The organism is Citrobacter sp. CK181, from assembly GCF_030333595.1.
GTDB lineage: Bacteria > Pseudomonadota > Gammaproteobacteria > Enterobacterales > Enterobacteriaceae > Citrobacter_B > Citrobacter_B koseri.
The window spans coordinates 26305-48895 of sequence record NZ_JAOWFN010000011.1 but is presented as its reverse complement, the minus strand read 5'-3'; the positions used below and the strand labels follow the sequence as shown (position 1 = coordinate 48895).

Below are 22591 nucleotides of genomic sequence, written 5' to 3'. Positions count from 1 at the left end.
AAAAGTCTACTGAAGCAAACGGATTACTTCCACTCAGCGGTATAAAATATGTCACGCTTATCATGCCTGCTATTCCTTTTCTGTCCGGTTCCTTTTCTTACGCAGTACGAAGCCATGTTTGCCGTTTTCATTACCTGAACGACAGCGCACATCAACAATAAAAACCTGACATAACCTAAATTTATATCACCATTTAAAAACCCCCGCATTTTTGTGCAGGGGTTTCTTTTCAACAAAAATCAGAGGGAAATATACTTCTTCAATACTCTGACCAACTGGGTCACAAACCCGTATTCATTATCATACCAGGCGACCGTCTTGACCAGTTGCACGCCATCAAATTCGGTCACTTCCGTTTGGGTCGCATCAAAAACGGAACCAAAATGGATGCCAATAATATCAGACGATACAATTGGCTCATCCGTATAGCCAAATGACTCATTATCAACTGTTGCATTTCTCAGCGCGTTATTGACCTCTTCAACGGTGACGGTCTTATTCAGGACGGTCACTAACTCCGTCACTGAACCCGTTTTTACCGGAATGCGTTGGGCATGGCCTTTCAGTTTCCCGTTAAGTTCAGGAATAACAAGACCAATCGCTTTGGCCGCCCCTGTCGTATGCGGGATAATATTTTCCGCCGCAGCACGAGAAGCCCTGAAGTCTTTACCTCGGGGACCATCCACCAGAGCCTGGGTGCCGGTATAAGCATGTACCGTCGTCATCGTGCCGACGTTAATACCAAAGGCGTCATTCAGGGCTTTTGCCACCGGCGCCAGACAGTTTGTCGTACAGGACGCAACGGAAATAATGTTATCAGCAGAAGTGAGCGTTTCATCATTCACATGATAAACGATGGTCTTCATATCGCCTGCAGGCGCGGAGATAAGCACTTTTTTCGCTCCGGCTTCAATATGGGCATTCGCTTTTTCTGCTGAAGTATAAAAACCGGTACATTCCACAACAACATCAATACCCAGGCTACCCCAGGGGATATCACCCGCATTTTTCTCAGCAAATACTTTGATGACTTTACCATTGACGATAATTGAACCGTCAGCATGGGAAACCGTGCCGTTAAAGGGACCATAGTTTGAATCATATTTCAGCAAATAAGCCAAAACATCCGGCGAGGTGAGATCGTTTATAGCGACAATTTCCACATTCAGTTCAGTTTCCAGAATCCGGCGTAATACCAGTCTACCGATACGACCGAAACCATTGATGCCAATTCTTTTCATATTCAATCCTCAAAATAAAAGCGCTCATAAGACACTACCAACATACACAACAAGGTTGCCGATGCTGCATAATTTTATTGCTGGTTATCATCAAAAAAACTGCATAATAAAGTTCGATATAAGCATTATGATTATGATACGTTGATACATAATCAATAACCGAAAATGGCAGATGTATTATCATGTACAAAAGTGTGCTCGACGTTCTACTTGAATGGCTCCACAACAATACAGACAAACCATTACGAATTACTGACATAGCCGCGAGATCAGGATATTCTCCCTGGCACCTCCAGAGAATATTCAAATCACATACCGGCGTAACCCTTGGTCAGTATGTGACAGAGTTAAAATTAAATAAGGCTTTTGAACTTTTATCGACAACCAGGACACCGATAATGGATGTGTCCTTTATCGTAGGTTTTTCCAGTCAGCAAGCCTTTTCAAGACGATTCCATCAATACTTTGGGAAAACGCCAGGACAAGTCAGACGCGATATGACAGAAAAAAGAGAACGCGTTTAATTTCAACCGAACATCAGGCAAGCATAATTTTAAAGAGCAACGAACATCTTATCCCTTCTGGAATACCAGGGATTACATCACTTTGATGATCATATGATAGTTATCAGCGTCGGCTTGATACGGCCATTTTATGTCACTGCCTGAGCCCATCAATACTCAAATAACATATTCACTATCCTGATTTAGTTGACAACATCAGCCCCTACATCACTCATGCTTTTTTAATCGGGTCGACGATGCCGGCAATTCTTTCGGCCAGAAATGGCAATAAGATCCGGGTCACTGCGCTGCGCTGGCGATGTTTTGGATACAGCGCGCTGATCGTCAGCGGAGGCGGCGAGTAATCAGACAATATCTGCACTAAAGCGCCTTGTTGCAGCGAGTCTTCAACGATAAAAAGCGGCAAAAGCGCAATACCGGCCCCCGCTTCTGCGGCCTCGCGGATCACGTCCCCGTTATTACTGCTCAGATTGCCTCTGACGGCATACGTATTCGGTGAATTTTCCTCCGTCAATTTCCAGCCGAATTGCCCCTCCCGACCATACAAAAGGCAGCTATGCTGCGCCAGTTCAGAAGGCGCCAGAGGCGTACCGTGCAAACGGAGATAATCCGGGCTGGCGCAAATCACCATCGGTAATTTACCCAGACAGCGAGCAATTAAGGTAGAGTCCATCAGGTTCCCGATGCGCAAAACCATATCGTAGCCTTCGCCCACCACATCAACATATCTGTCATTCATATCAATATGAACGGTAAGTTCTGGATGCGCCGCCTGAAATTCAACAATCAGGGGGGCAAGTCGCCTGATGCCGTATGTCATCGGCAGGCTAATCCTGAATGACCCGGCCAGTTTTTGCTGCCGGGCGGAGATAACCTGCTCGGCTTCATGAACCTCTTCCAGAATGCGCCGGGCATGATGAAAAAAAGCCTGGCCGGTATCCGTAACGGACAACTTTCGGGTATTTCGCACCAGTAATCGGGCTGAAACTTTTTTCTCCAGCGCGGCCATTCTTCTGCTGACAAATTGTTTGGATAGACTCAGGTGTTCGGCTGCTGCTGTAAAACTTCCCATATTTACGATGGTTACAAAAATTCGAATATCTTCTAAATGCATTACTGTCACCAGATACGGGACGTATGATTGTCCTGTTATGAATACAGTCCCTATAATAGTTTACCGGTGGTGAAATCGTAAACCCCATGAGTCATGACAAGGAACAATATTTAATAAATAATAAGTTTCCAAAAGTTTTCTTAAACATGTTGTATAAAATTCTTAAACAAGACATGAGAAAAATATGATTGTCACATTTTAAAAGACAGTGAGTAATGTTTTTGAACATTGATGTTAGCCATAAAACTTCTAAACTGAGTCTGTCATCACATTCTGACCGACAGATCAAAATGATGGTAAAGATATTCCCCTGTCATTAATCAGATGACGGATGGATAACAAATAAAAAGGAAGAGTACGCGGATAAGGAACGAACATTGCTGACAGCACGTATACCGTAACATGAAATAAGTGCAACGGGAAAATGTTGAACGTCAGGAAGGAATAACACGGCATTATTCTCTTCGGGAATGCGCATTTCTAATCATGTTGTGCTTACACTATATTAGTTCAGGAGAAAGTGATATGTCTCATTACCTTGATGTCCTCACCCCGCAGAACAGTCAACTGATTTTTATCGACCAGCAACCCCAGATGGCCTTCGGGGTACAATCTATTGACCGTCAGGTACTGAAAAACAACGTTGTTGGCCTGGCCAAAGCGGCAAAACTGTTTAATATCCCCACCACCATCACGACCGTAGAAACCGAAAGTTTTTCCGGTAACACCTATCCCGAACTCCTGGCCGTTTTCCCGGAAAACAACATCCTGGAACGTACTTCAATGAACTCATGGGACGATCAGAACGTGCGTGATGCGCTGGCGGCGAATGGTCGTAAGAAAGTGATTGTTTCCGGTCTGTGGACGGAAGTCTGTAACACCACGTTTGCCCTGTGTGCAGTCAAAGACGCGGATTATCAAATCTATATGGTGGTTGATGCTTCCGGCGGCACCTCCGTTGATGCACACAAATACGCTATCGATCGTATGGTTCAGGCAGGCATCGTGCCGGTAACCTGGCAGCAGGTCATTCTTGAGTGGCAGCGCGACTGGGCCCGTAAAGAGACCTACAACGGCATTATGGATATCGTGCGTGAACACTCCGGCGCCTACGGCATGGGCGTCGATTATGCCTATACTATGGTTCATAAAGCGCCTGAGCGCGTACAACACGGCGAACGTATCGGCCCAAACCCGGCTAAATAACACCTCCAACTGATTTACGGCAGGCGTAATGCAACACGCATTGCGCCTGTCCTGATGAGGTCCGCATGAAAATGTATATCCTTTCTCTGGGTGCCGGACTTCTTGTCGGCATTATTTACAGTTTGCTGAATGTCCGCTCCCCCGCCCCACCGCTGATAGCCCTCCTTGGCTTGCTGGGAATGCTGGTCGGCGAACAAGTTATTCCGGTAGGCAAACAACTTCTGTCCGGCACAGCCTTTTCTTCGGCCTGTACCAAAACGCATGCCATCAGCCATATCTTCGGGCAGCTCCCCGGCCGCCAGGCAGCTGAAGACAGTCATTCCTCAGAGGAGAAACGCTCATGACACAACATGTTGTCGCAGACGTTATTCTGCATCATGGTCTGTTTACCACTCTCGATAAAAGCAACCCAACCGCCAGCGCCGTCGCAGTCAAAGACGGGAAGTTTCTCGCGGTTGGCGGCGACGCTGAAATTATGGCCTTCGCGGGTCCGGCAACCAAAGTCGTCGACCTGAAAGGCAAACGGGTATTACCCGGGCTGATTGATAACCATACGCACGTAGTACGCGGCGGGCTTAATTACAATATGGAGCTTCGCTGGGATGGCGTACGTTCGCTGGCTGACGCGATGGATATGTTGCGTCGGCAGGTAGCCATCACCCCGGCACCGCAGTGGGTTCGCGTGGTTGGCGGTTTTACTGAACATCAGTTTGTGGAAAAGCGTCTGCCAACTATCGAAGAGATCAACGCCATTGCGCCGGACACCCCGGTGTTTCTGCTGCATCTCTATGACCGCGCGCTCCTGAACGCCGCGGCTTTGCGTGCCGTCGGGTATACAAAAGAGACGCCGGAACCCCCCGGAGGCGAGATAACCCGCGATGCGAAAGGCAATCCTACCGGATTATTACTGGCACGCCCCAACGCAGGCATCCTTTATGCCACGCTGGCCAAAGGCCCCAAACTGCCGTTTGACTACCAGGTTAACTCCACCCGCCATTTCATGCGTGAGCTGAATCGTCTGGGCGTAACCGGTGTCATCGACGCCGGTGGCGGATTCCAGAATTACCCCGATGACTACGCCGTTATTCAGAAACTTGCAGATGAAAATCTGATGACCGTGCGCCTGGCCTATAACCTCTTCACGCAGAAACCCCAGGAAGAGAAAGAGGATTTCCTCAACTGGACCCGCTCCGTCACCTACAAACAGGGTAACGACTACTTCCGCCATAACGGCGCCGGTGAAATGCTAGTATTTTCAGCGGCGGATTTCGAAGACTTCCGCCAGCCGCGACCGGATATGCCGCCGGAAATGGAAGGCGAGCTGGAAGAAGTTGTTCGCATTCTGGCGGAAAACCGCTGGCCCTGGCGTCTGCATGCCACCTATGACGAGACCATTTCTCGCGCCCTCGATGTTTTTGAGAAGGTCAATCAGGATATCCCGCTTGAAGGGATTAACTGGTTCTTCGACCACGCCGAAACAATTTCTGAGCGTTCAATCGATCGTATCGCGGCGTTAGGCGGCGGTATTGCGGTTCAGCACCGTATGGCATATCAGGGTGAATATTTCGTTGAGCGTTACGGTGCCGGCGCTGCGGAAGCCACGCCGCCCATTGCCCGTATGCTGGAAAAAGGGGTGAAAGTATCCGCCGGTACGGATGCCACCCGCGTAGCATCCTATAACCCGTGGGTTTCTCTCGCCTGGATGATCACCGGGAAAACCGTGGGAGGCATGCAGCTTTATCCGCGTCGTAACTGCCTGGATCGGGAAACAGCGCTCCGAATGTGGACGGAGAACGTCACCTGGTTCTCCAATGAAGAAGGTAAAAAAGGCCGTATTCAGGCCGGTCAGTTCGCTGACCTCATTGTGCCGGACAAAGACTTTTTTGCCTGCGCCGAGGATGAGATCTCCTTCCTGTCTTCAGAATTAACGATGGTGGGCGGAAAAATCGTCTGGGGGGCGGGGTCTTTCGAATCCCTGGATGACAATCCTGTCCCACCCGCGATGCCGGACTGGTCGCCGACGCGCACCTTCAAAGGCTACGCCGCATGGGGAGAGCCAGAAGGCGCGGGGAAAAACTCGCTTGCCGTACGACAAATGGCGATGGCCTCCTGCGGTTGCTCTCACGGCTGCGGCCTGCACGGGCACGATCATGCTGGCGCATGGACATCCAGCCTGCCGGTATCGGATCTGAAAGGGTTCTTTGGCGCGCTTGGCTGCTCCTGCTGGGCTGTCTGACCGTGGAACCTGACATGACATTTTCACAACGTCTGACGCATGCCGTTCGCCCCCTTATCGGGGCGGCGGTATGCCGTTGGCTGGCTTATCTCGGGCTATGCGCGGCCTACTTGCAGGGCGGGATCAATAAGCTGCTGGATTTTCAGGGCGCTATCGGCGAGATGAACCATTTCGGCCTGTCTCCTGCGCCGTTGTTTGCCGCGCTGGTTATTGCGCTGGAACTGGGCGCGTCAATCATGATCCTGACGGGTTGCCTGCGCTGGCTTGCTTCGCTGGCACTGGCGGGGTTCACCCTTGTCGCGACGTTCCTGGCGCTGCGCTTTTGGGAACTTCCGGCAGGCATGGAGAGATTCAGCACCGCCAACGCATTTTTTGAGCATCTGGGTCTTGTTGGCGGCTTTCTGCTCGTGGCCTGGCTGGACGTGCAGAAAAAGACGGCTGACGAATAAAAAAACATTCAGCAATGGCGGTAATCCGTGGTGGATCATTCGTGACAGTCGTGAACTGGATATCGCCCGCCACCAGGGTAAATATGTGGTTGAGATCGCGCTACAACTTAAGTCCTGATATATACATGCGCATATTACTCCGGGTAATATGCGCATGATATATCGATAAATTTCGCATTATTATCAGAAATTAACACAGTAATACTTTATCGCTCTGAATAATATACTGCATTAAATGAAAACTGGACAATGGCATTGACCAGTAATTCCCCTGTTGTAAAACAACACCGCGCAGTGATAAATAGTGGTACTGCTGATCATTTTCAATACCATCCGCGATAATCGTATAGTTTTTATTTACTGCCGAACGAATAATATCATCAACACTCGCGACAGGTTCTTTGGAGTCCGAAATTAATCTGGTAACTGACTTTTCAATTCTGACAGCATCAACCGGAAGATATAAATTACGGTCAGCATTTAAACGTTCTAAAAATAAGGAGCTCATTTTAATTTTAATGCCTTCGACACGTAACCTCCTGAGAACTGAATCAAACTCAAGCGTTGTATCACGATAAACAACCTCAGGAAATTCCAGCGTCAGTTTTACATCGCTGGGCAAACGTTTTTGAAACTCAACAAACGAATCAATAAGTTCTGGCATAGCGATCATCGATTCACTAAGTCGGAAATTAATGTAGAATGTTCTCGGCAGTCTGAGGCGTAAAGAGAGTATATCTTTTTCCACCTGTCGTAAAATGAAGTTAACTAATGGAGATATCATCCCGGTTTTATTTGCCAGAGCGATAATCTCTTCATTAATAACGGATGTATCGTTCCCCTTCTTCCATCGCATGACCACTTCTGCGCCATATAACGCCCCGGAAGCACAATTCATGACGGGTTCGTAATAAGGAACGAACTGCTGTTTGCGCAGCCCCCGGCGAAGTTGTATATACCGGGACATCGCGATTCGTTGTAGCGTATAGTTAAACAGAAAAGCGGCAGGAACGGCAATCGCTGCGGATAAAAAGAGAATAAAAATAAAGTTAAGAACAGAAGCAATGCCCGTATGTTCCGGGTATTCCATTACCTGATAATCAAACATATTAGATTGTTGCCAGGCGGAGTTTTGAAAATCAATACTATTTGTACTGATTAACTTATCATCGGAGAGAATATTTCCATTCACGTTAACAAGTAAACGACTGTCTGCAAGCAGCGACTTAAACCAGTAGGTACTGATCGTCACCACTATTGCGTTATTTCCTCTCACAGTAACGTAGGCTAATACAGGCTCCCCGCGAAATGCCGGCGTTTCATCAACTAAAAATAGCCGATTACCGTTCTCCCCTGCGGTTAAATTGCTGAGTTCAGGTTTCGCCATCCCGGATGAGCAATATACCTGCGAATCCTGCAACAGGAAAATGCCCCCAATATGCGGATAACGGTGTATCTGTTTCGTCAGCATACGCACCGTTTCATCTGAGCAGCGTTCTGTTAAATGGGCGGTCAACGAATCTGATATCTGTTTCGCTTCAAACAGTAGCGAATCTACGCGCTGGATTAATGCTCTTTTGTCATTATCTACCCGGCTGGACGCACCCAGCCAAAAAGTCACCATGCCGGTTATAGTGATGGTTAAGAATACGATCACAAAAACTAGCTTGTTTCCCACCAATCCCCCAGCATGTTGTTTCATTGAGTTCTGTAAAAGTCCTTTTAAATATAAGCAAGACTCATTGTCATCCTGGCTTACGTAGATTAAACCTCTATTAAAACCTCACTCCGCCTTTTTGTAAAGGTTTCAGGCGTGATGACAGAGAGTTTAACCGGTTTTCGCATTTGATTGTTTTTATACTCAACATACTCATGCCACAATCTCAGCCAGGCCAGATACTCAACGAAAAACTTTGTTGTTTTATTGATGCTCAGCTTTCGCAAGGCGTTCATTTTTTGATTACTGATCGTCTTTTCGCTGACCTTGAACTGTTCTGCAATTCGTCGTTGACTGATCCCCTGACAAACTTTTTTTATGACGCGTAACTCACTTACGGTTAATACTTCTCGCTTCCGTCTGACAGCGGGATGAGATTTCGTTTTTGATAGCAGCGTTTCGATTTTGAATTTTCTGTTTTTCTCGGTGAGATAAATACGCCGACAATGTGAAAAAATCAAAATCGGTTCATGGAAAAAAGGCATCTTTGCCTCTTCAGTATCAAGCATATAGAGACAATCGCGCCCCGTATCAAACACAATCAAATTACGGGTGGTATTCAATGCCATTCTTTCTACTAATGCGCTAACCCCAAGATGGAAAAAACTATTTTCTGAGATTACAATCATTCATCCCTCACTCTATTCTTCCTGAAGAAAATTGTTTTTTAATGTTATAAAGATGAGAACTCACGACAGAAAAAGGGGGCACGACGCCCCCTTTCTGCTATTTAAAGTTATATTTAATCCCTATCATTGCTGAGGTGTCATTGTATCCTTTATCGCCCAGCTGGACGCCGACATTCCCCCAGACATTGAGTTGTGGATTAATTTGCCCCTCAACGCCCGTTTTTATTTCACCCAGATTACGCGCGCCTTCCTGCCGGATGCTGACACCATCCATTTTTGTGCCGAAATCGCGCGTATTGTGGAGCCAGTTCACTTCCACGAACGGCTGGAACTCGCGCGCTTTGCCTTCATCAATCGCGCTGTGGCCTTTCAGGAAAGTACGGACGCCCAGTCGGGTCTGAACGTTGCCGTCCCCTTCACCGCTGATACGTGTGCCATTCGATTCACGATGATCGTCAGCTTCGACGCCCATCCAAATGGCCTGCGCCTGCGGCTGGATAAACCATTCATTTTTAGAGCCCTTACTTCCTGCAAATTCACCCAGCTTGTGGGTGTACCCCAGCTCCAGCGACCCGGTGATCCCTTTGGATTTGTACGATTCGCTCTGAATATCCTGGCCTTTGACGCTGTTATTAAACCAGCTGTACTGTGCCCATGAATCCAGATAAGCGCCCTGATGCGTTTCATCATTGGCATACCACGTTGCATACACCCCGGCGCTGTAGCCGTTCACGGAACCGTCAGAGCGATACCCTGTCGATGAGGAGCGCGTGTTGCTGCTGTTGTGTCCATATCCGGCCATGACGCCAAGGTGCCAGCGATCCAGTCCGTCGCCGCTCCAGCGGGCAACATCACCCCCTACCTGCATCACATAGCGGTTACTCTGAGTTTTAAGCTGACCGGAGCTGTCCCGCCAGGCATTATGCCCGCCCGCCTGACGCATCCACATGCTGGTGACTTTCTTCTCGCCCGTCAGCGCGTCAATGTACTGCGTTTCGCCAAGACGATCGTGAAGCCGCGTAACAAACAGCGTATTGGCTGCCGCCAGGTTAGCTGTCCAGGAGCCCGGTTCAGGACGGATATCGGGTTCAGGTTTCGGGCCCGGCCCCGGATTTGGATCTGTCTTATGGCTGGTTAAATACCAGTTACCGTTGTTGTCGCCCTGACCACGGGCCAGTGAATAATCATACGCCCCGGCCACAATCCTGCCGTCCTGCGTAAACTCACCGTCGGACTGACCATCAACATGAATCACTTCAATGCCATTGATCGTCTGCGCGCCAGAACCGCCAGCATTCGTCACGCTGACGCCGGTTGTGCCAGAGGTGTTTCCTTTAACAATCAGTTTATCCGTGACGGAATTATCATCATTCAACGCGGTATTCAGATGAAGATGACCGCCATCTCCCTGATAGTTCCCGTTTACCACAAGCTGATTACCGGCATCTTTACCTTTGCTTCCGGTCCAGATATCGCCGCTGTTCGTCAGATTGCCGCCTACGGTAAAGCTGACAGGTGAAGAAACCGCTCTGCGAGCCGCGCTGACGTCATCGCCAATCAATAGCGTGCCCTGGTTAGCCATATTTCCGGCTACGCCGCCAAACCCGGATAAGCGCCCGTCTTTCCCGATATTGACCTGATGACTGGCCAGCGTGAACGCGTTATCCGCGCTGCCCAGAGTCAGACCACCGGCATTGATATCCGTCGCGCCGGTCCACTGGGCGCTGTCGCTAAGCGTGACGTTGCCACTGCCATTCTTCACCACGCTCCCGCTACCTGTAACACCGTTCTCCAGCGACCAGTTTTCGTGAGTGTTCAGCACAAACTTACCGGCATTCTGAATCGCGGAGGTGCCTAACTGCTGCGCGGAAGAGGCCGTCAGCGTGGAGTCGTTGTCGATGTCGAAGGTCCCGGCAAAATGGCTATTGTTGCCAGCAAGCACCACATCACTGGCATCCAGTGCGACTTTCCCGGCATCGCTGATGCTGTTGTACAGCACGCCCGTGGCGTTGCTCAGATTAAGCAGCCCGGCGGCAACAATATCTCCGGTTCCCAGCCCCAGCGTATTATCCAGCACCGCCGTCGCGCCCTGAGCAATCGTGGTCGTCGCCTTCAGCCCCGTATTCGCCCCGGAGACATTCAGGGTTCCGCCTGCAACGGTGAGCTCCCCGTCGCCCGTCAGTACGCCAGACGCTTCACCACCGTTTGTCAACGTCAGATGACCGCCGTTCAAATCGGTCAGAGAGCCGCTTTCAGCCGTGAGCTTGCCGATGGTTTGTGAATGACCGCGCATATCAAACCCGGTATCGCCAGCCAGTTTCAGCTCGCGGGTATTTCCCAGCACGTTATCGTTCAGCATCGCCAGATTACCGCTGCGCACATCGGTGACGCCGCTGTAATCATTGTCCATATTCGACAGCGTCACCGTCTGGCCTTTCTGGCTGTCAAACGCCAGATCGCCGCTACCGGTCACTCTGGCGCTCAGGTCAGCCGCGTTGCCACTTTTCCCGTTCGCATCAAGGATAAGCGCATCGGCGTCTTTACCCAGCAAATCGACCTGGGTCAGGCCATAGCTGACATAAAGTCCGTCATCGCTGTCACCGCCGGTCAGACGATAGTCATACGTTCCTTTCGCCACCACCACGCCATTCTGGGCGATATCGGCAGTGATGCTATCGCTGATCACATTACCGTCTTTATCTTTCAGCACCAGGTTACCGGCGCCCCCCTGAACGGCGGTGTCAGAGGTCGCCAGTTTAATCAATGCCTGCGCGTCATCCTGTTCCAGTATTGGACGATGCGTATCAGCCTGAGGACGATCGTTACTGACCGTTCCGCTGTCAACCTGAACCGTACCGCGACCAGAGAGATCCATCGCGCCAGCGTGAATCGTTCCTAAAGCCGTTGGGTTACCCGGCGTTACGCCGTCAAACTGTACGGTCCCCCCTTTGAAATCCAGACCGCCGATATTCTGCTCGCCGCTGCCGACATGGGTAATGCTGCCATTTCCAGCTTGCAGCGTAGCGTTGCTAAGCGCCTGAGTATTCAGACCGTCAAGTTCAAAACGGCTGTTAGTAAGCGCCAGCGTACCGGCAAAACCATCTGCGGCATTATTAGCATCAAAGTTGAAGTGGTTATTCGCCGTATCAACGGCAACAACTCCCGTCCCGGCAAGATGGCTTTTAAAAGTCACATCCGCCGTATTCTTAATACTAAGCTGGCTGGAACCGTCAATGGTGTATCCGGTTCCCGCGCCATCAAGTTCGTCGTCACCCAGCCCCAGTGCAACGTTGTCGAGGGTAAAAACAGAATTATTCGCCAGCGCAATATGCTCCATGCCGTTAATGGCATCAGCACGGGTTAAAGTGTATGACGAATTCTCAAGCTGTAATGTGTCGTCGCCGCTGCCGCCATTTAATGATGTGAACAATGAACCGCTTTCATTCTCGCTGATATTCTTCAGAATGAAGTTATCTTTGCCGCTGCCACTGGTAATGTCAGTCGCAGTGCTTCCTGATTCAAGGATCACCGTATTGTCGCCATTAAGCAGATTCACCTGACCGACAATATTTGCCCCACTGGCATTGGTGAAGGTAATCCCGTTACCACTGTTCATTTCCAGCGCAGTGTGGCTGGCATCCAGCGCCAGGATATCGCCTTTATTGATAAAGCTCTCAAGTACGCCGTTATTCAAATCGACCACCGCCGCCTTGTCAGACACCGAGGTCAGTTTGCCGGATTGCTCTACATTCTTCGTCGTCCCCTGGACAACCAGCGCTGATTTCCCGTCACTGTCCAAGACGTTAACGCTGGCGCCGGTTTTCAGGTCGGTGGATGCTCGGGTAATAATCCCGTTCCCCTGGGCACCGTTCACATTGATCACCAGATCTCTGGAGTCAGACATATCCAGCGTCTGATCGGTGTCAGAGCCATCAGCCACGTTCTCAAACAGTATCCCTGTACCGCTGCCATTAATATTGATCGTGCCGGAGTTGGTTTGCGCCATCGATGCGCCGGTGTGAACACCCACGCCATTACCGACATTAATCGTGGTATTTTTCAACTGAATACCGCTAATCGCGGCTTTGTTTTCAATTGCGTTGCCGCTACCAGCGCTATCCATTGTGATAGTCGCACCATCAACCGTCAGGCCTTTCGCGCCAGTATCCAGTAAGATCCCGTGAGCGGTGCCCGCCGCCCGGGTTTCACCGTTACCATTCAGCGCCAGCGTGGCGTTGTTCCCAACCAGATAGGCAGCCTGGCCATCCGTTGCGGTCACCACGCCACTGTTGGTCACCTCTGAGTTAGCGCCCTGAATATTAACCGCCACGCCATTCACAGTGACATCAGAATGGTTTTCCAGGATCCCGCCATCCACCAGTATCCCGGTACTGTTGTCAGCCGTGAAATCAATCGAGCCTTCATGGATCAGACGGCCGCCATTTCTGGCGATGTAGCCAAATGCGCCGTCTGCCGTGTTTGCTGTCTCCAGCACCGCATAACTGGTTAATACGGAGTCACCTTTTTGCGCATCATTAACGGAGCCATCAAGGTTGTAATAGTTACCATCAACAATGCCGGCAGTGGTATCTTTCCCGGCCACCCTGACAATAACCGCATCCGAGGTAATTTCGCCCGTCGCGCCTCCTTCAATTCGGATGCCCGTCGCTCCTGTCCCCGTGACGCTAAGAGCAAGTTTACCGGAATCAAAATGGCTACCAGCACCGGTTGTCCGAATAATCGTTGCGCCATCACCAGAAGCGTTTAGCTGCGCTGAGCTATCGGCAGAACCATAGAAGCTGGCGCCTCCGTCAACGCGGTACAGCGTGGCATTCTGGGTTGACGCGTCCTGAACGCTGGAGGCCGCGTTTTTGATAGTGGAACCCGCGCCAAAAATATAATAGCCCGTCTGATTAACGCCATCTTTGAAATTGACAGTACCATTCTCGGTAACATCAATTTCACCTTTATCACGCGCATGAACCCCAATAGCGCCATCACCACTTAAATTTACGGTGCCAGACAATATTGCCAGCGCCTTTTCACCCTGGACGTAAATACCATAGTTGGCATAGTGGGTTACTGGGTCCAGTCCACCATTAATATTAATCGTGCCCGAACTGGTTATCTGACCATTTTCCAGCACCTGTATCCCGGTACTGTTCAGGCCGTTCAGATTAATGATGCCATCATGAACGACTTTAGCGGCCTGGGTTCCTGCGCGTGCAATAATACCAATATTCGAAGAAACGGACTCCCCGGTTACAGCACCATTGATATTAATGCTCCCTTTTTGATCGAGAGTTGCATTCCCGCCAACATCAATCGCTGTCGCATTCTGGACTTTACTGCCAATAATAATCTGTGAAGTATCGGAACCGTTATAAGTACCATTACCGTACAGATGAACCCCAATTGACTGCTGCTTGATCGCGATATCCGTGTTTGCATCATCAGGTGCACGCTGCGCCAGGCGACCAATATACAATGTGCCCCGGTTATTAAAGGTGGTGTTTTGTTGGGTAACGACGCCGATATTGGCACCATTACCTAATATACTGTTCGCCTCATTACTCGCTGCAATATTAATAGCACCATCATTATTAAGCGTGGCATTACCGCTCATCAACACGCCGGTATTACCATAATAGTTACCTCTGGCCGCAACATTTATCACGCCGCTGCTGTTGTTATTAATTACAGAGGAACCATTAGCCAGAATGGCAGTATGCGCACCTTGCGCTACGCCCGCCGCCCCACTTGAGAAAAAATCCGCCATTTCGGGATTCGTGCCCGCATCAATAACGCCGTTGTTATCAACAAAAGACGTATTTCTCGCAGCAATGATATAAGCGCCGCGATAAGTATTACCTGCGGTACCAAGGGTGCCGTTGTTTGTCAGTCTGGCGCCATTTTCCAGGTTAACAACCGTGGCATCCGATCCCACTAATTGAATGTTGGCATCCTTATCGATAACCACATTGGTGCCGCTGCCCACGCCATGAATATAGGATACCGCATCCCTGTTAACAAAGGCTCTGATGGCATCATCAGCCGCAATACTCCCCGTATCAGCGAAGATCCCGTGCAGTGAGGTATCCCTGGCTTTATTCAGTTCATCAGCATATTGCGCCTCCGTTAGCTGAATTTGCCCATCCTGGAGCGCCTGAATCAACGCATCGTTATACGCCTTGAACTCATCAATGTTGGTAATATTCTGCTTACCAATAACGCTGTCAAACTCACCAACAAAATCAGCCGCCGTCATCCATGCCAGTGCATTGCTGGCGTCTTTTATATTGTTATCACTATTCCCCAGTTGAACGACTGTTTTAGACTGGTAGTTAAGGCTGCCGCCATTAGTGACATGATAAGCAGACGATAAGTTTTGCGTATTTACCGAACTTTTCATGATAACGTTGAACTGGTTATCCGCAGCACCGACCCAATTCCCCGTTTTCTGACCGACATCGACATCAAGAGAAGCGCCCGCCCCAACCTGATACAAATTACGATCGACATACTGACCATCTTTTCCGACGGGTTGAGAAACGACAACCCGGAAATCTTTGGCCGCTTCGGTCTGCATATCATTGTTATCATAAACTTTCATCGTTACCGTGCTACCGGTAACGGGATCGGTGTAATTTATAGATTTGGTCTGCGAGCCCATACGGAAGATATCTTTATCCACCCATTGCCCGGAATCGCCGGTAATTAACCCATCCTCTCTGGCCTGACCAAGCGTTGTCCAGGTATATCCTGTTTCTCCTCGCTGTATTCCAGAAAAACCGCCTGTCAAATGCGTGGAACCAGAAATAATCTCTTCAAACGGATCCTGAGGAGAGAAATCATAAACCTGTAAATCGGCGGCGAATGTGCCAGTCGTTAAAATACACGAAATCGAAACAGCCAGCGCACTCATTAATGGGTATTTTAAAAGACTGCCAAAACTGGTGTTCCCGGCCGTGCTTTTACAATAACCACGCGCTAATTCAGATGCCACGACAAATATATTCAGCCTGGAGTTCCAGATGACTTTAAACACTTTATTCATAATTTTACCATTATTCAAAACGCCGCATTGATACGTGGCAAAACATTAAAAAGACACCATTCGCCCCAACGCATCGACTAGCAAATATCGATTTCTTGCCAGACAAGAAATCCAAATCGTTAAACAACCAATACTTCTCAGAACGTGGCGAGTTTATCACAAGCAACAAACATTGATCGATTACAACGATCGTATAGTTAATTTTGATAGGTGTTAACTATTAAAATTCAAATGATGATCGTTCATAGCGATCAATGCAGGAAAATAAAAATCATAGAAAAAACCGATATTTCCTTTTTAACCACATGATTTATATAGGTATAATTAATTACCTGACTTATATTTTTTATGTTTATTATTGTTTTTTTAAGGTGGAAAAGATTTATTTGATGGGGTAATCTGAACATCGATTATTTAATGTCTTAATTTGTTATCTAATTGATATAAAACATGTTTTTATTTAGTTAAGATTATTCTTAAAATCGCTGTTTTTTGATTTAAAATATCCTTTGTTAACTCATTTAATTAAATGCTTCCATCAATGAGAATATTTAAAGCAATTGTTATCACATTCAGAAGCGTCAGACTCTGACAGGCTTACCGGCCAGAAGCGGCTTTTCAGGGAAAACGAACATGTGCACACACATAGAAAACCATTTAAAAACAATAAATTAACAACAAAACCACCCCCATCAAAAAATATTTACGCATCTTAATTAATAATTTCTGGCTGATATTAATCCCCCGGTGGTACATTAGTTGTCCAAGCATTCATGCCCCTCGTGGTTTTGTCCTGACTAAGCTTTACACTCTTTACAGGAACCATTGTCGTACATGATGGCCTAACTATCGTGAGTGTACCGCTGCGGACAATGAATCTTCTGCGATACATATTGTTCGTATCAACAGAGGGTATTTATGTTCCCACAATGCAAATTTTCTCGTGCGTTACTGCACCCGCGCTACTGGCTTACCTGGTTTGGTCTTACTGTACTCTGGTTACTGGTGCTGCTTCCCTACCCCGTTTTACGCTTCCTGGGTACGCGAACCGGCAGACTTGCCCGTCCCTTTCTGAAACGTCGCGAATCCATCGCCCGTAAGAATCTTGAGCTTTGCTTCCCCAATCTGATGCCGGAAGAAAGGGAAAAGATGATAGTGGAGAACTTCCACTCCCTCGGTATGGCACTTATTGAAACGGGTATGGCGTGGTTCTGGCCTGATAAGCGGGTACGTAAATGGTTTGATGTGGACGGTCTGGATAACCTCACACAGGCGCAAGCGCAAAAACGCGGTGTGATGGTCGTAGGCGTCCACTTTATGTCGCTGGAATTAGGCGGTCGGGTCATGGGGCTGTGCCAGCCGATGATGGCGACATACCGCCCGCACAATAACTCGCTGATGGAGTGGGTTCAGACGCGGGGTCGCATGCGTTCAAATAAAGCGATGATTGGGCGCAACAATCTACGCGGTATCGTCGGCGCGCTGAAAAAAGGTGAAGCCGTATGGTTCGCCCCGGATCAGGATTACGGCCGTAAAGGCAGTTCATTTGCTCCCTTCTTCGCGGTCAAAGACGTCGCAACGACTAACGGCACCTATGTGTTATCCCGCCTTTCCGGCGCAGCGATGCTGACCGTCACCATGATCAGAAAAGGTGATAACTCAGGTTATCGTCTGTACATCACGCCAGAAATGGAAGGCTACCCGGAAGAAGAGAACCAGGCGGCAGCCTATATGAACAAGATTATTGAGAAAGAGATTATGCGCGCACCTGAGCAATATCTCTGGATCCATCGTCGTTTCAAAACGCGCCCTTTAGGGGAAGCATCGTTGTATGTTTAAAAAAGGCCGCAAGGCCTTTTTTATTGCCCGGCGCTATCTTTCCTTCCAATATCCCTGTTAACCATCTGGTTTTTATGTGACTTTTTCTGAACAGCAATAGCGTCGCTGAATAGCAATTTATTACCGTCAGAAATTAAACTGTCGCCGAATCACGACAGTTGTAAGTTACTAAAAGTAAATAAAAAAATGCCTCTTGTCTCGCCTCATTTTTAGGCGTACATTAGCGCCGTCTGGAGCAATAACGCACAGAATTCTGAGGTGATGCCACAAGAAAGACGGAGAACATTCTCAATCTCATTCTGGCGGGCACCAGCTCTCTATACACAGGTAAATTTAAGTTCATTTAGGCGTGCTTAAAGCGACGCGGAGAGATGAAACGTGAAATATTTCTTTATGGGCATTTCATTTATGGTCATCGTTTGGGCCGGTACTTTTGCCCTGATGATCTAAATTGAAAAGATGCAGCAAAAAACAGGAGCCAGATGGCTCCTGTTTGCTTTTCTACTCGGTACCTTCTGTTACCGATTTCGCCCCCGCAGGCAGCAGGCCGTCTGCGCGGAACATGGTCTTAATACCTCTGATCGCCTGACGTATACGATCCCGGTTTTCTATCAGCGCGAAACGCACATGGGTGTCGCCGTAGTCGCCGAAACCGATCCCCGGCGACACGCACACTTTGGCGTCGTTGAGCAGCTTTTTCGCAAATTCCAGCGACCCCATTGCCGCGTACTGCTCCGGTATTTTTGCCCAGACATACATCGAGGCTTTTGGCATTTCGACCATCCATCCGGCTTCATGCAAGCCTTTCACCAGTACGTCGCGGCGACGTTTATACTGCTCAGCGATATCACGCACGCACTGTTGATCGCCTTCCAGCGCGGCAATCGCCGCCACCTGTAACGGCGTGAAGGTTCCGTAATCGTGGTAGCTCTTAATCCGCGACAGCGCACTGACTAACGTCTGGTTGCCCACCATAAAGCCAATGCGCCAGCCCGCCATGTTGTAACTTTTCGACAGGGTGAAAAACTCCACCGCCACGTCGCGCGCACCCGGCACCTGCATAATTGACGGCGCTTTCCAGCCGTCATATACGATATCGGCATAGGCCAGATCGTGGACCACCAGCACGTCGTAGCGTTTGGCCAGCGCAACCACTTTTTCGAAGAATTCTAACTCAACGCACTGTGCCGTCGGGTTGGAGGGGAAACCAAGAATCATCATCTTCGGTTTCGGGTAGCTTTCACGGATCGCACGTTCCAGCTCGTTGAAGAAATCCACGCCTTCCACCAGCGGAACCGAACGTACCTGCGCGCCAGCGATGACGGCGCCATAAATATGGATGGGATAACTGGGGTTCGGCACCAGCACGGTATCGCCATGATCAAGGGTTGCCAGCATCAGGTGCGCTAACCCTTCTTTCGAACCAATAGTGACGATCGCTTCCGTTTCTGGATCGATATCCACATCGTAACGTTCCTGATACCAGCGGGAGATCGCCCGGCGTAAACGCGGGATCCCGCGTGAGGTCGAGTAACCATGCGTATCCGGGCGTTGAGCCACCGTACAGAGTTTCTCGACGATATGAGGAGGCGTTGCCCCATCCGGGTTCCCCATGCTGAAGTCAATAATATCTTCGCCGCGCCGACGCGCAGCCATCTTCAGCTCAGCGGTAATGTTAAAAACGTAGGGAGGGAGACGATCAATACGCGTAAAGCGACGTTCAGGGCGGGTATCAGCCATAGTATCCTCAGATTCACGTTAGCGCCCGGACCGTCCGAGCGACGCTGCCACGACCGTGGCATGCTTAGAAAATAGCCTGAAAAAAATCCTCCTGTCGAGAGGCAAACGAAAATATTTTTCATCGGCTTAAAAGGGGAATACTAAAAAGAAAACGGGAATACTCAGCAAAATACCGCCCATAACAACCATCAATTAATTAACATTTTGATATCAATAAAATTACCTTAAGGCGTTCCTCATCCTGGTGAGGTCTTGTCATTTCTCTAACAAAAGATCAATCCCCTTTTAATATTATGGTTTTTCCTCATTAACAGCGCCGCATCAGCGGGCTGGTCATATGGGTGCGGGTTACCTATCATAGTGGTTTAACCCAGTCACAAGAGTCACCCGTGCACGAAATATTCAACATGCTGCTGGCGGTATTTGACCGGGCAGCGCTAATGCTGTTCTGTCTGTTTTTCCTCATCCGTATCCGCCTGTTTCGCGAACTGTTGCATAAGTCAGCGCACTCCCCGAAAGAGCTGCTCGCCGTTACCGCGATTTTCTCGATGTTCGCCCTGTTCAGCACCTGGTCCGGCGTACCGGTCGAAGGCTCGCTGGTGAATGTTCGCATCATCGCCGTGATGTCCGGGGGCATTTTGTTTGGCCCGTGGGTCGGGATCATTACGGGTGTGATCGCCGGTATTCACCGCTACCTTATCGATATTGGCGGGGTCACTGCCGTACCGTGTTTTATCACCAGTATTCTGGCGGGATGTATCGCGGGCTGGATAAACCGGAAAATCCCAAAAGCACAGCACTGGCGCGTGGGTATTTTGGGCGGGATGCTTTGTGAAACCTTGACCATGATTCTGGTCATTGTCTGGGCGCCGACCATCGCGCTGGGCGTAGATATCGTGTCCAAAATCGGTATCCCGATGATCCTCGGCAGCGTATGTATCGGTTTTATCGTGCTGCTGGTTCAAAGCGTGGAGGGCGAGAAAGAGGCCAGCGCCGCGCGGCAGGCCAAGCTGGCGCTGGATATCGCCAACAAAACGTTGCCGCTCTTTCGCCAGGTCAACAGCGAATCACTCCGCCAGGTGTGCGAAATCATCCGTCATGATATCCATGCCGACGCGGTAGCAATCACTAATACCGAACACGTTCTGGCCTATGTCGGCGTGGGGGAAACCAACTACCGCAATAACGATGATTTTGTCAGCCCGACCACGCAACAGGCCATCAATTACGGGAAAATCATCATTAAAAACAATGATGAAGCGCACCGCACGCCGGAAATACACTCAATGCTGGTCATCCCATTATGGGAAAAGGGCGTAGTGACCGGGACGCTAAAAATCTACTACTGCCACGCGCATCAGATCACCTCTTCCCTGCAAGAGATGGCGATCGGCCTGTCGCAGATTATCTCCACCCAACTGGAAGTGTCCCGCGCGGAGCAACTGCGGGAAATGGCAAATAAGGCAGAGCTGCGAGCGCTGCAAAGTAAAATTAATCCCCATTTCCTGTTTAATGCGCTGAACGCCATTTCGTCATCCATTCGGCTCAACCCGGACACCGCACGCCAGCTCATTTTTAATCTGTCACGCTATCTTCGCTATAACATTGAATTAAAAGATGATGAGCAAATTGATATCAAAAAGGAGCTGTATCAAATCAAGGACTACATCGCCATTGAGCAGGCTCGTTTTGGCGACAAGCTGACCGTCATTTATGATATTGATGAAGAGGTGAACTGCTACATTCCCAGCCTGCTTATTCAGCCGCTGGTAGAGAATGCAATCGTCCACGGCATTCAGCCCTGTAAAGGAAAAGGCGTAGTGACCATCAGCGTCGCCGAATGCGGCAATCGTGTGCGAATCACCGTCAGGGATACCGGCCACGGTATTGATCCTAAAGTAATTGAGCGGGTGGAGGCGAATGAAATGCCGGGAAATAAAATCGGCCTGCTGAATGTCCATCATCGCGTTAAGCTGTTATACGGTGAAGGGCTGCACATCCGCCGTCTGGAGCCGGGCACCGAAATCGCCTTTTATGTACCCAATCAGCGCTCCCCTGCCGCCGCACCGGCAACGTTATTGCTTTAACCCGGAGATGAGTAGTGAAAGTCATCATCGTTGAAGATGAATTCCTGGCCCAGCAAGAATTAAGCTGGCTGATAAAAGAGCATAGCCAGATGGAGATTGTCGGTACGTTTGACGACGGTCTGGACGTGCTCAAATTTCTACAGCATAACCGCGTTGACGCCATTTTTCTGGACATCAATATTCCCTCGCTGGATGGCGTACTGCTGGCGCAAAACATCAGCCAGTTTGCCCATAAGCCGTTTATTGTGTTTATTACCGCATGGAAAGAGCACGCGGTAGAGGCGTTTGAACTGGAAGCATTTGACTACATTCTGAAGCCGTACCAGGAATCACGCATCGTGGGGATGCTGCAAAAACTGGAGGCAGCCTGGCAACAGCAGCAGGTCGTCGCCGTTCCCGGCAGCCCTGTCGCCCGTGAAAACGACACCATCAATCTGATCAAAGACGAACGCATTATCGTCACGCCGATCAACGATATCTATTACGCGGAAGCGCATGAAAAGATGACGTTTGTCTACACGCGGCGGGAATCGTATGTCATGCCGATGAATATCACCGAGTTTTGCAGCAAACTGCCAGCGTCGCATTTCTTTCGCTGCCACCGCTCGTTTTGTGTGAATTTGAACAAGATCCGCGAAATCGAACCCTGGTTTAACAACACGTACATCCTGCGGCTCAAAGATCTGGAATTTGAAATCCCGGTCAGTCGGAGTAAAGTGAAAGAGTTCAGGCAGTTAATGCATTTATGACGC

15 protein-coding genes are annotated in these 22591 nt (G+C 49.3%); 9 read left to right on the top strand and 6 right to left on the bottom strand.

Going from position 1 to position 22591, the window contains the following annotated elements:
* Positions 1-239: 239 nt before the first annotated feature.
* Positions 240-1241 carry a type I glyceraldehyde-3-phosphate dehydrogenase gene (gap, locus tag OGW17_RS04415; protein ID WP_012131419.1) on the bottom strand — a complete coding sequence of 334 codons (1002 nt, stop codon included), beginning with the start codon at positions 1239-1241 and terminating at the stop codon, positions 240-242.
* 182 nt (positions 1242-1423) lie between these two features.
* Here gap and OGW17_RS04410 point away from each other — a divergent pair, with 182 nt between their 5' ends.
* Positions 1424-1765: a helix-turn-helix transcriptional regulator gene (locus tag OGW17_RS04410; RefSeq protein ID WP_071818848.1), complete on the top strand. Its 342-nt coding sequence runs from the start codon at positions 1424-1426 to the stop codon at positions 1763-1765.
* A 211-nt stretch (positions 1766-1976) separates the two neighbouring features.
* Here the strand turns inward: OGW17_RS04410 and OGW17_RS04405 are convergent, their stop codons facing one another.
* Complete coding sequence (locus OGW17_RS04405) at positions 1977-2879, bottom strand: LysR family transcriptional regulator (RefSeq protein WP_047462258.1); 903 nt, start codon at positions 2877-2879, stop codon at positions 1977-1979.
* Between the two features lie 525 nt (positions 2880-3404).
* Between OGW17_RS04405 and OGW17_RS04400 the strand changes: the two genes are divergently transcribed.
* The 4 genes from OGW17_RS04400 (at position 3405) to OGW17_RS04385 (ending at position 6770) form a co-directional block, all read left to right on the top strand.
* Positions 3405-4085 (top strand): hydrolase, encoded by a 681-nt coding sequence (locus tag OGW17_RS04400; RefSeq protein WP_012131416.1) that lies wholly within the window; start codon positions 3405-3407, stop codon positions 4083-4085.
* Positions 4086-4150: 65 nt separating this feature from the next.
* Positions 4151-4429, top strand: coding sequence for a XapX domain-containing protein (locus OGW17_RS04395; protein WP_012131415.1), 279 nt, complete (start codon positions 4151-4153; stop codon positions 4427-4429).
* Entirely contained in the window at positions 4426-6321 is a 1896-nt protein-coding gene (locus OGW17_RS04390; RefSeq protein WP_071260188.1) for an amidohydrolase, read from the top strand. Before OGW17_RS04395 ends, OGW17_RS04390 begins: the two co-directional genes overlap by 4 nt.
* Before the next feature lie 14 nt (positions 6322-6335).
* Positions 6336-6770, top strand: coding sequence for a DoxX family protein (locus OGW17_RS04385; protein ID WP_049008221.1), 435 nt, complete (start codon positions 6336-6338; stop codon positions 6768-6770).
* Between the two features lie 190 nt (positions 6771-6960).
* Here the strand turns inward: OGW17_RS04385 and OGW17_RS04380 are convergent, their stop codons facing one another.
* From OGW17_RS04380 to OGW17_RS04370, 3 genes are all read right to left on the bottom strand, one after another.
* The gene (locus OGW17_RS04380; RefSeq protein WP_081353232.1) at positions 6961-8472 is read right to left on the bottom strand and encodes an EAL domain-containing protein; all 1512 of its coding nucleotides are present in this window, start codon (positions 8470-8472) and stop codon (positions 6961-6963) included.
* A gap of 62 nt (positions 8473-8534) precedes the next feature.
* A complete protein-coding gene (locus OGW17_RS04375; RefSeq protein WP_047462248.1) occupies positions 8535-9116 on the bottom strand; it encodes a LuxR C-terminal-related transcriptional regulator in 582 nt (193 codons plus the stop codon).
* A 97-nt stretch (positions 9117-9213) separates the two neighbouring features.
* Positions 9214-16173 carry an autotransporter outer membrane beta-barrel domain-containing protein gene (locus OGW17_RS04370; protein WP_114647240.1) on the bottom strand — a complete coding sequence of 2320 codons (6960 nt, stop codon included), beginning with the start codon at positions 16171-16173 and terminating at the stop codon, positions 9214-9216.
* A 918-nt stretch (positions 16174-17091) separates the two neighbouring features.
* On the opposite strand from OGW17_RS04370, the gene lpxP reads away from it, so the two are divergent.
* Together lpxP and ypdK are read left to right on the top strand one after the other, a co-directional pair.
* On the top strand, positions 17092-18012 hold the full coding sequence (gene lpxP, locus OGW17_RS04365; RefSeq protein ID WP_049008213.1) for a kdo(2)-lipid IV(A) palmitoleoyltransferase: 921 nt from the start codon (positions 17092-17094) through the stop codon (positions 18010-18012).
* A gap of 378 nt (positions 18013-18390) precedes the next feature.
* Entirely contained in the window at positions 18391-18462 is a 72-nt protein-coding gene (gene ypdK / locus OGW17_RS04360) for a membrane protein YpdK (RefSeq protein WP_010723117.1), read from the top strand.
* A gap of 51 nt (positions 18463-18513) precedes the next feature.
* Here ypdK and alaC read toward each other — a convergent pair whose 3' ends face one another.
* Positions 18514-19752: an alanine transaminase gene (alaC, locus tag OGW17_RS04355; RefSeq protein ID WP_012131405.1), complete on the bottom strand. Its 1239-nt coding sequence runs from the start codon at positions 19750-19752 to the stop codon at positions 18514-18516.
* Between the two features lie 389 nt (positions 19753-20141).
* Between alaC and ypdA the strand changes: the two genes are divergently transcribed.
* Together ypdA and ypdB are read left to right on the top strand one after the other, a co-directional pair.
* Positions 20142-21839 carry a two-component system sensor histidine kinase YpdA gene (gene ypdA / locus OGW17_RS04350; protein WP_096753865.1) on the top strand — a complete coding sequence of 566 codons (1698 nt, stop codon included), beginning with the start codon at positions 20142-20144 and terminating at the stop codon, positions 21837-21839.
* A gap of 14 nt (positions 21840-21853) precedes the next feature.
* A complete protein-coding gene (gene ypdB, locus OGW17_RS04345; protein ID WP_012131403.1) occupies positions 21854-22588 on the top strand; it encodes a two-component system response regulator YpdB in 735 nt (244 codons plus the stop codon).
* Positions 22589-22591: the final 3 nt, after the last annotated feature.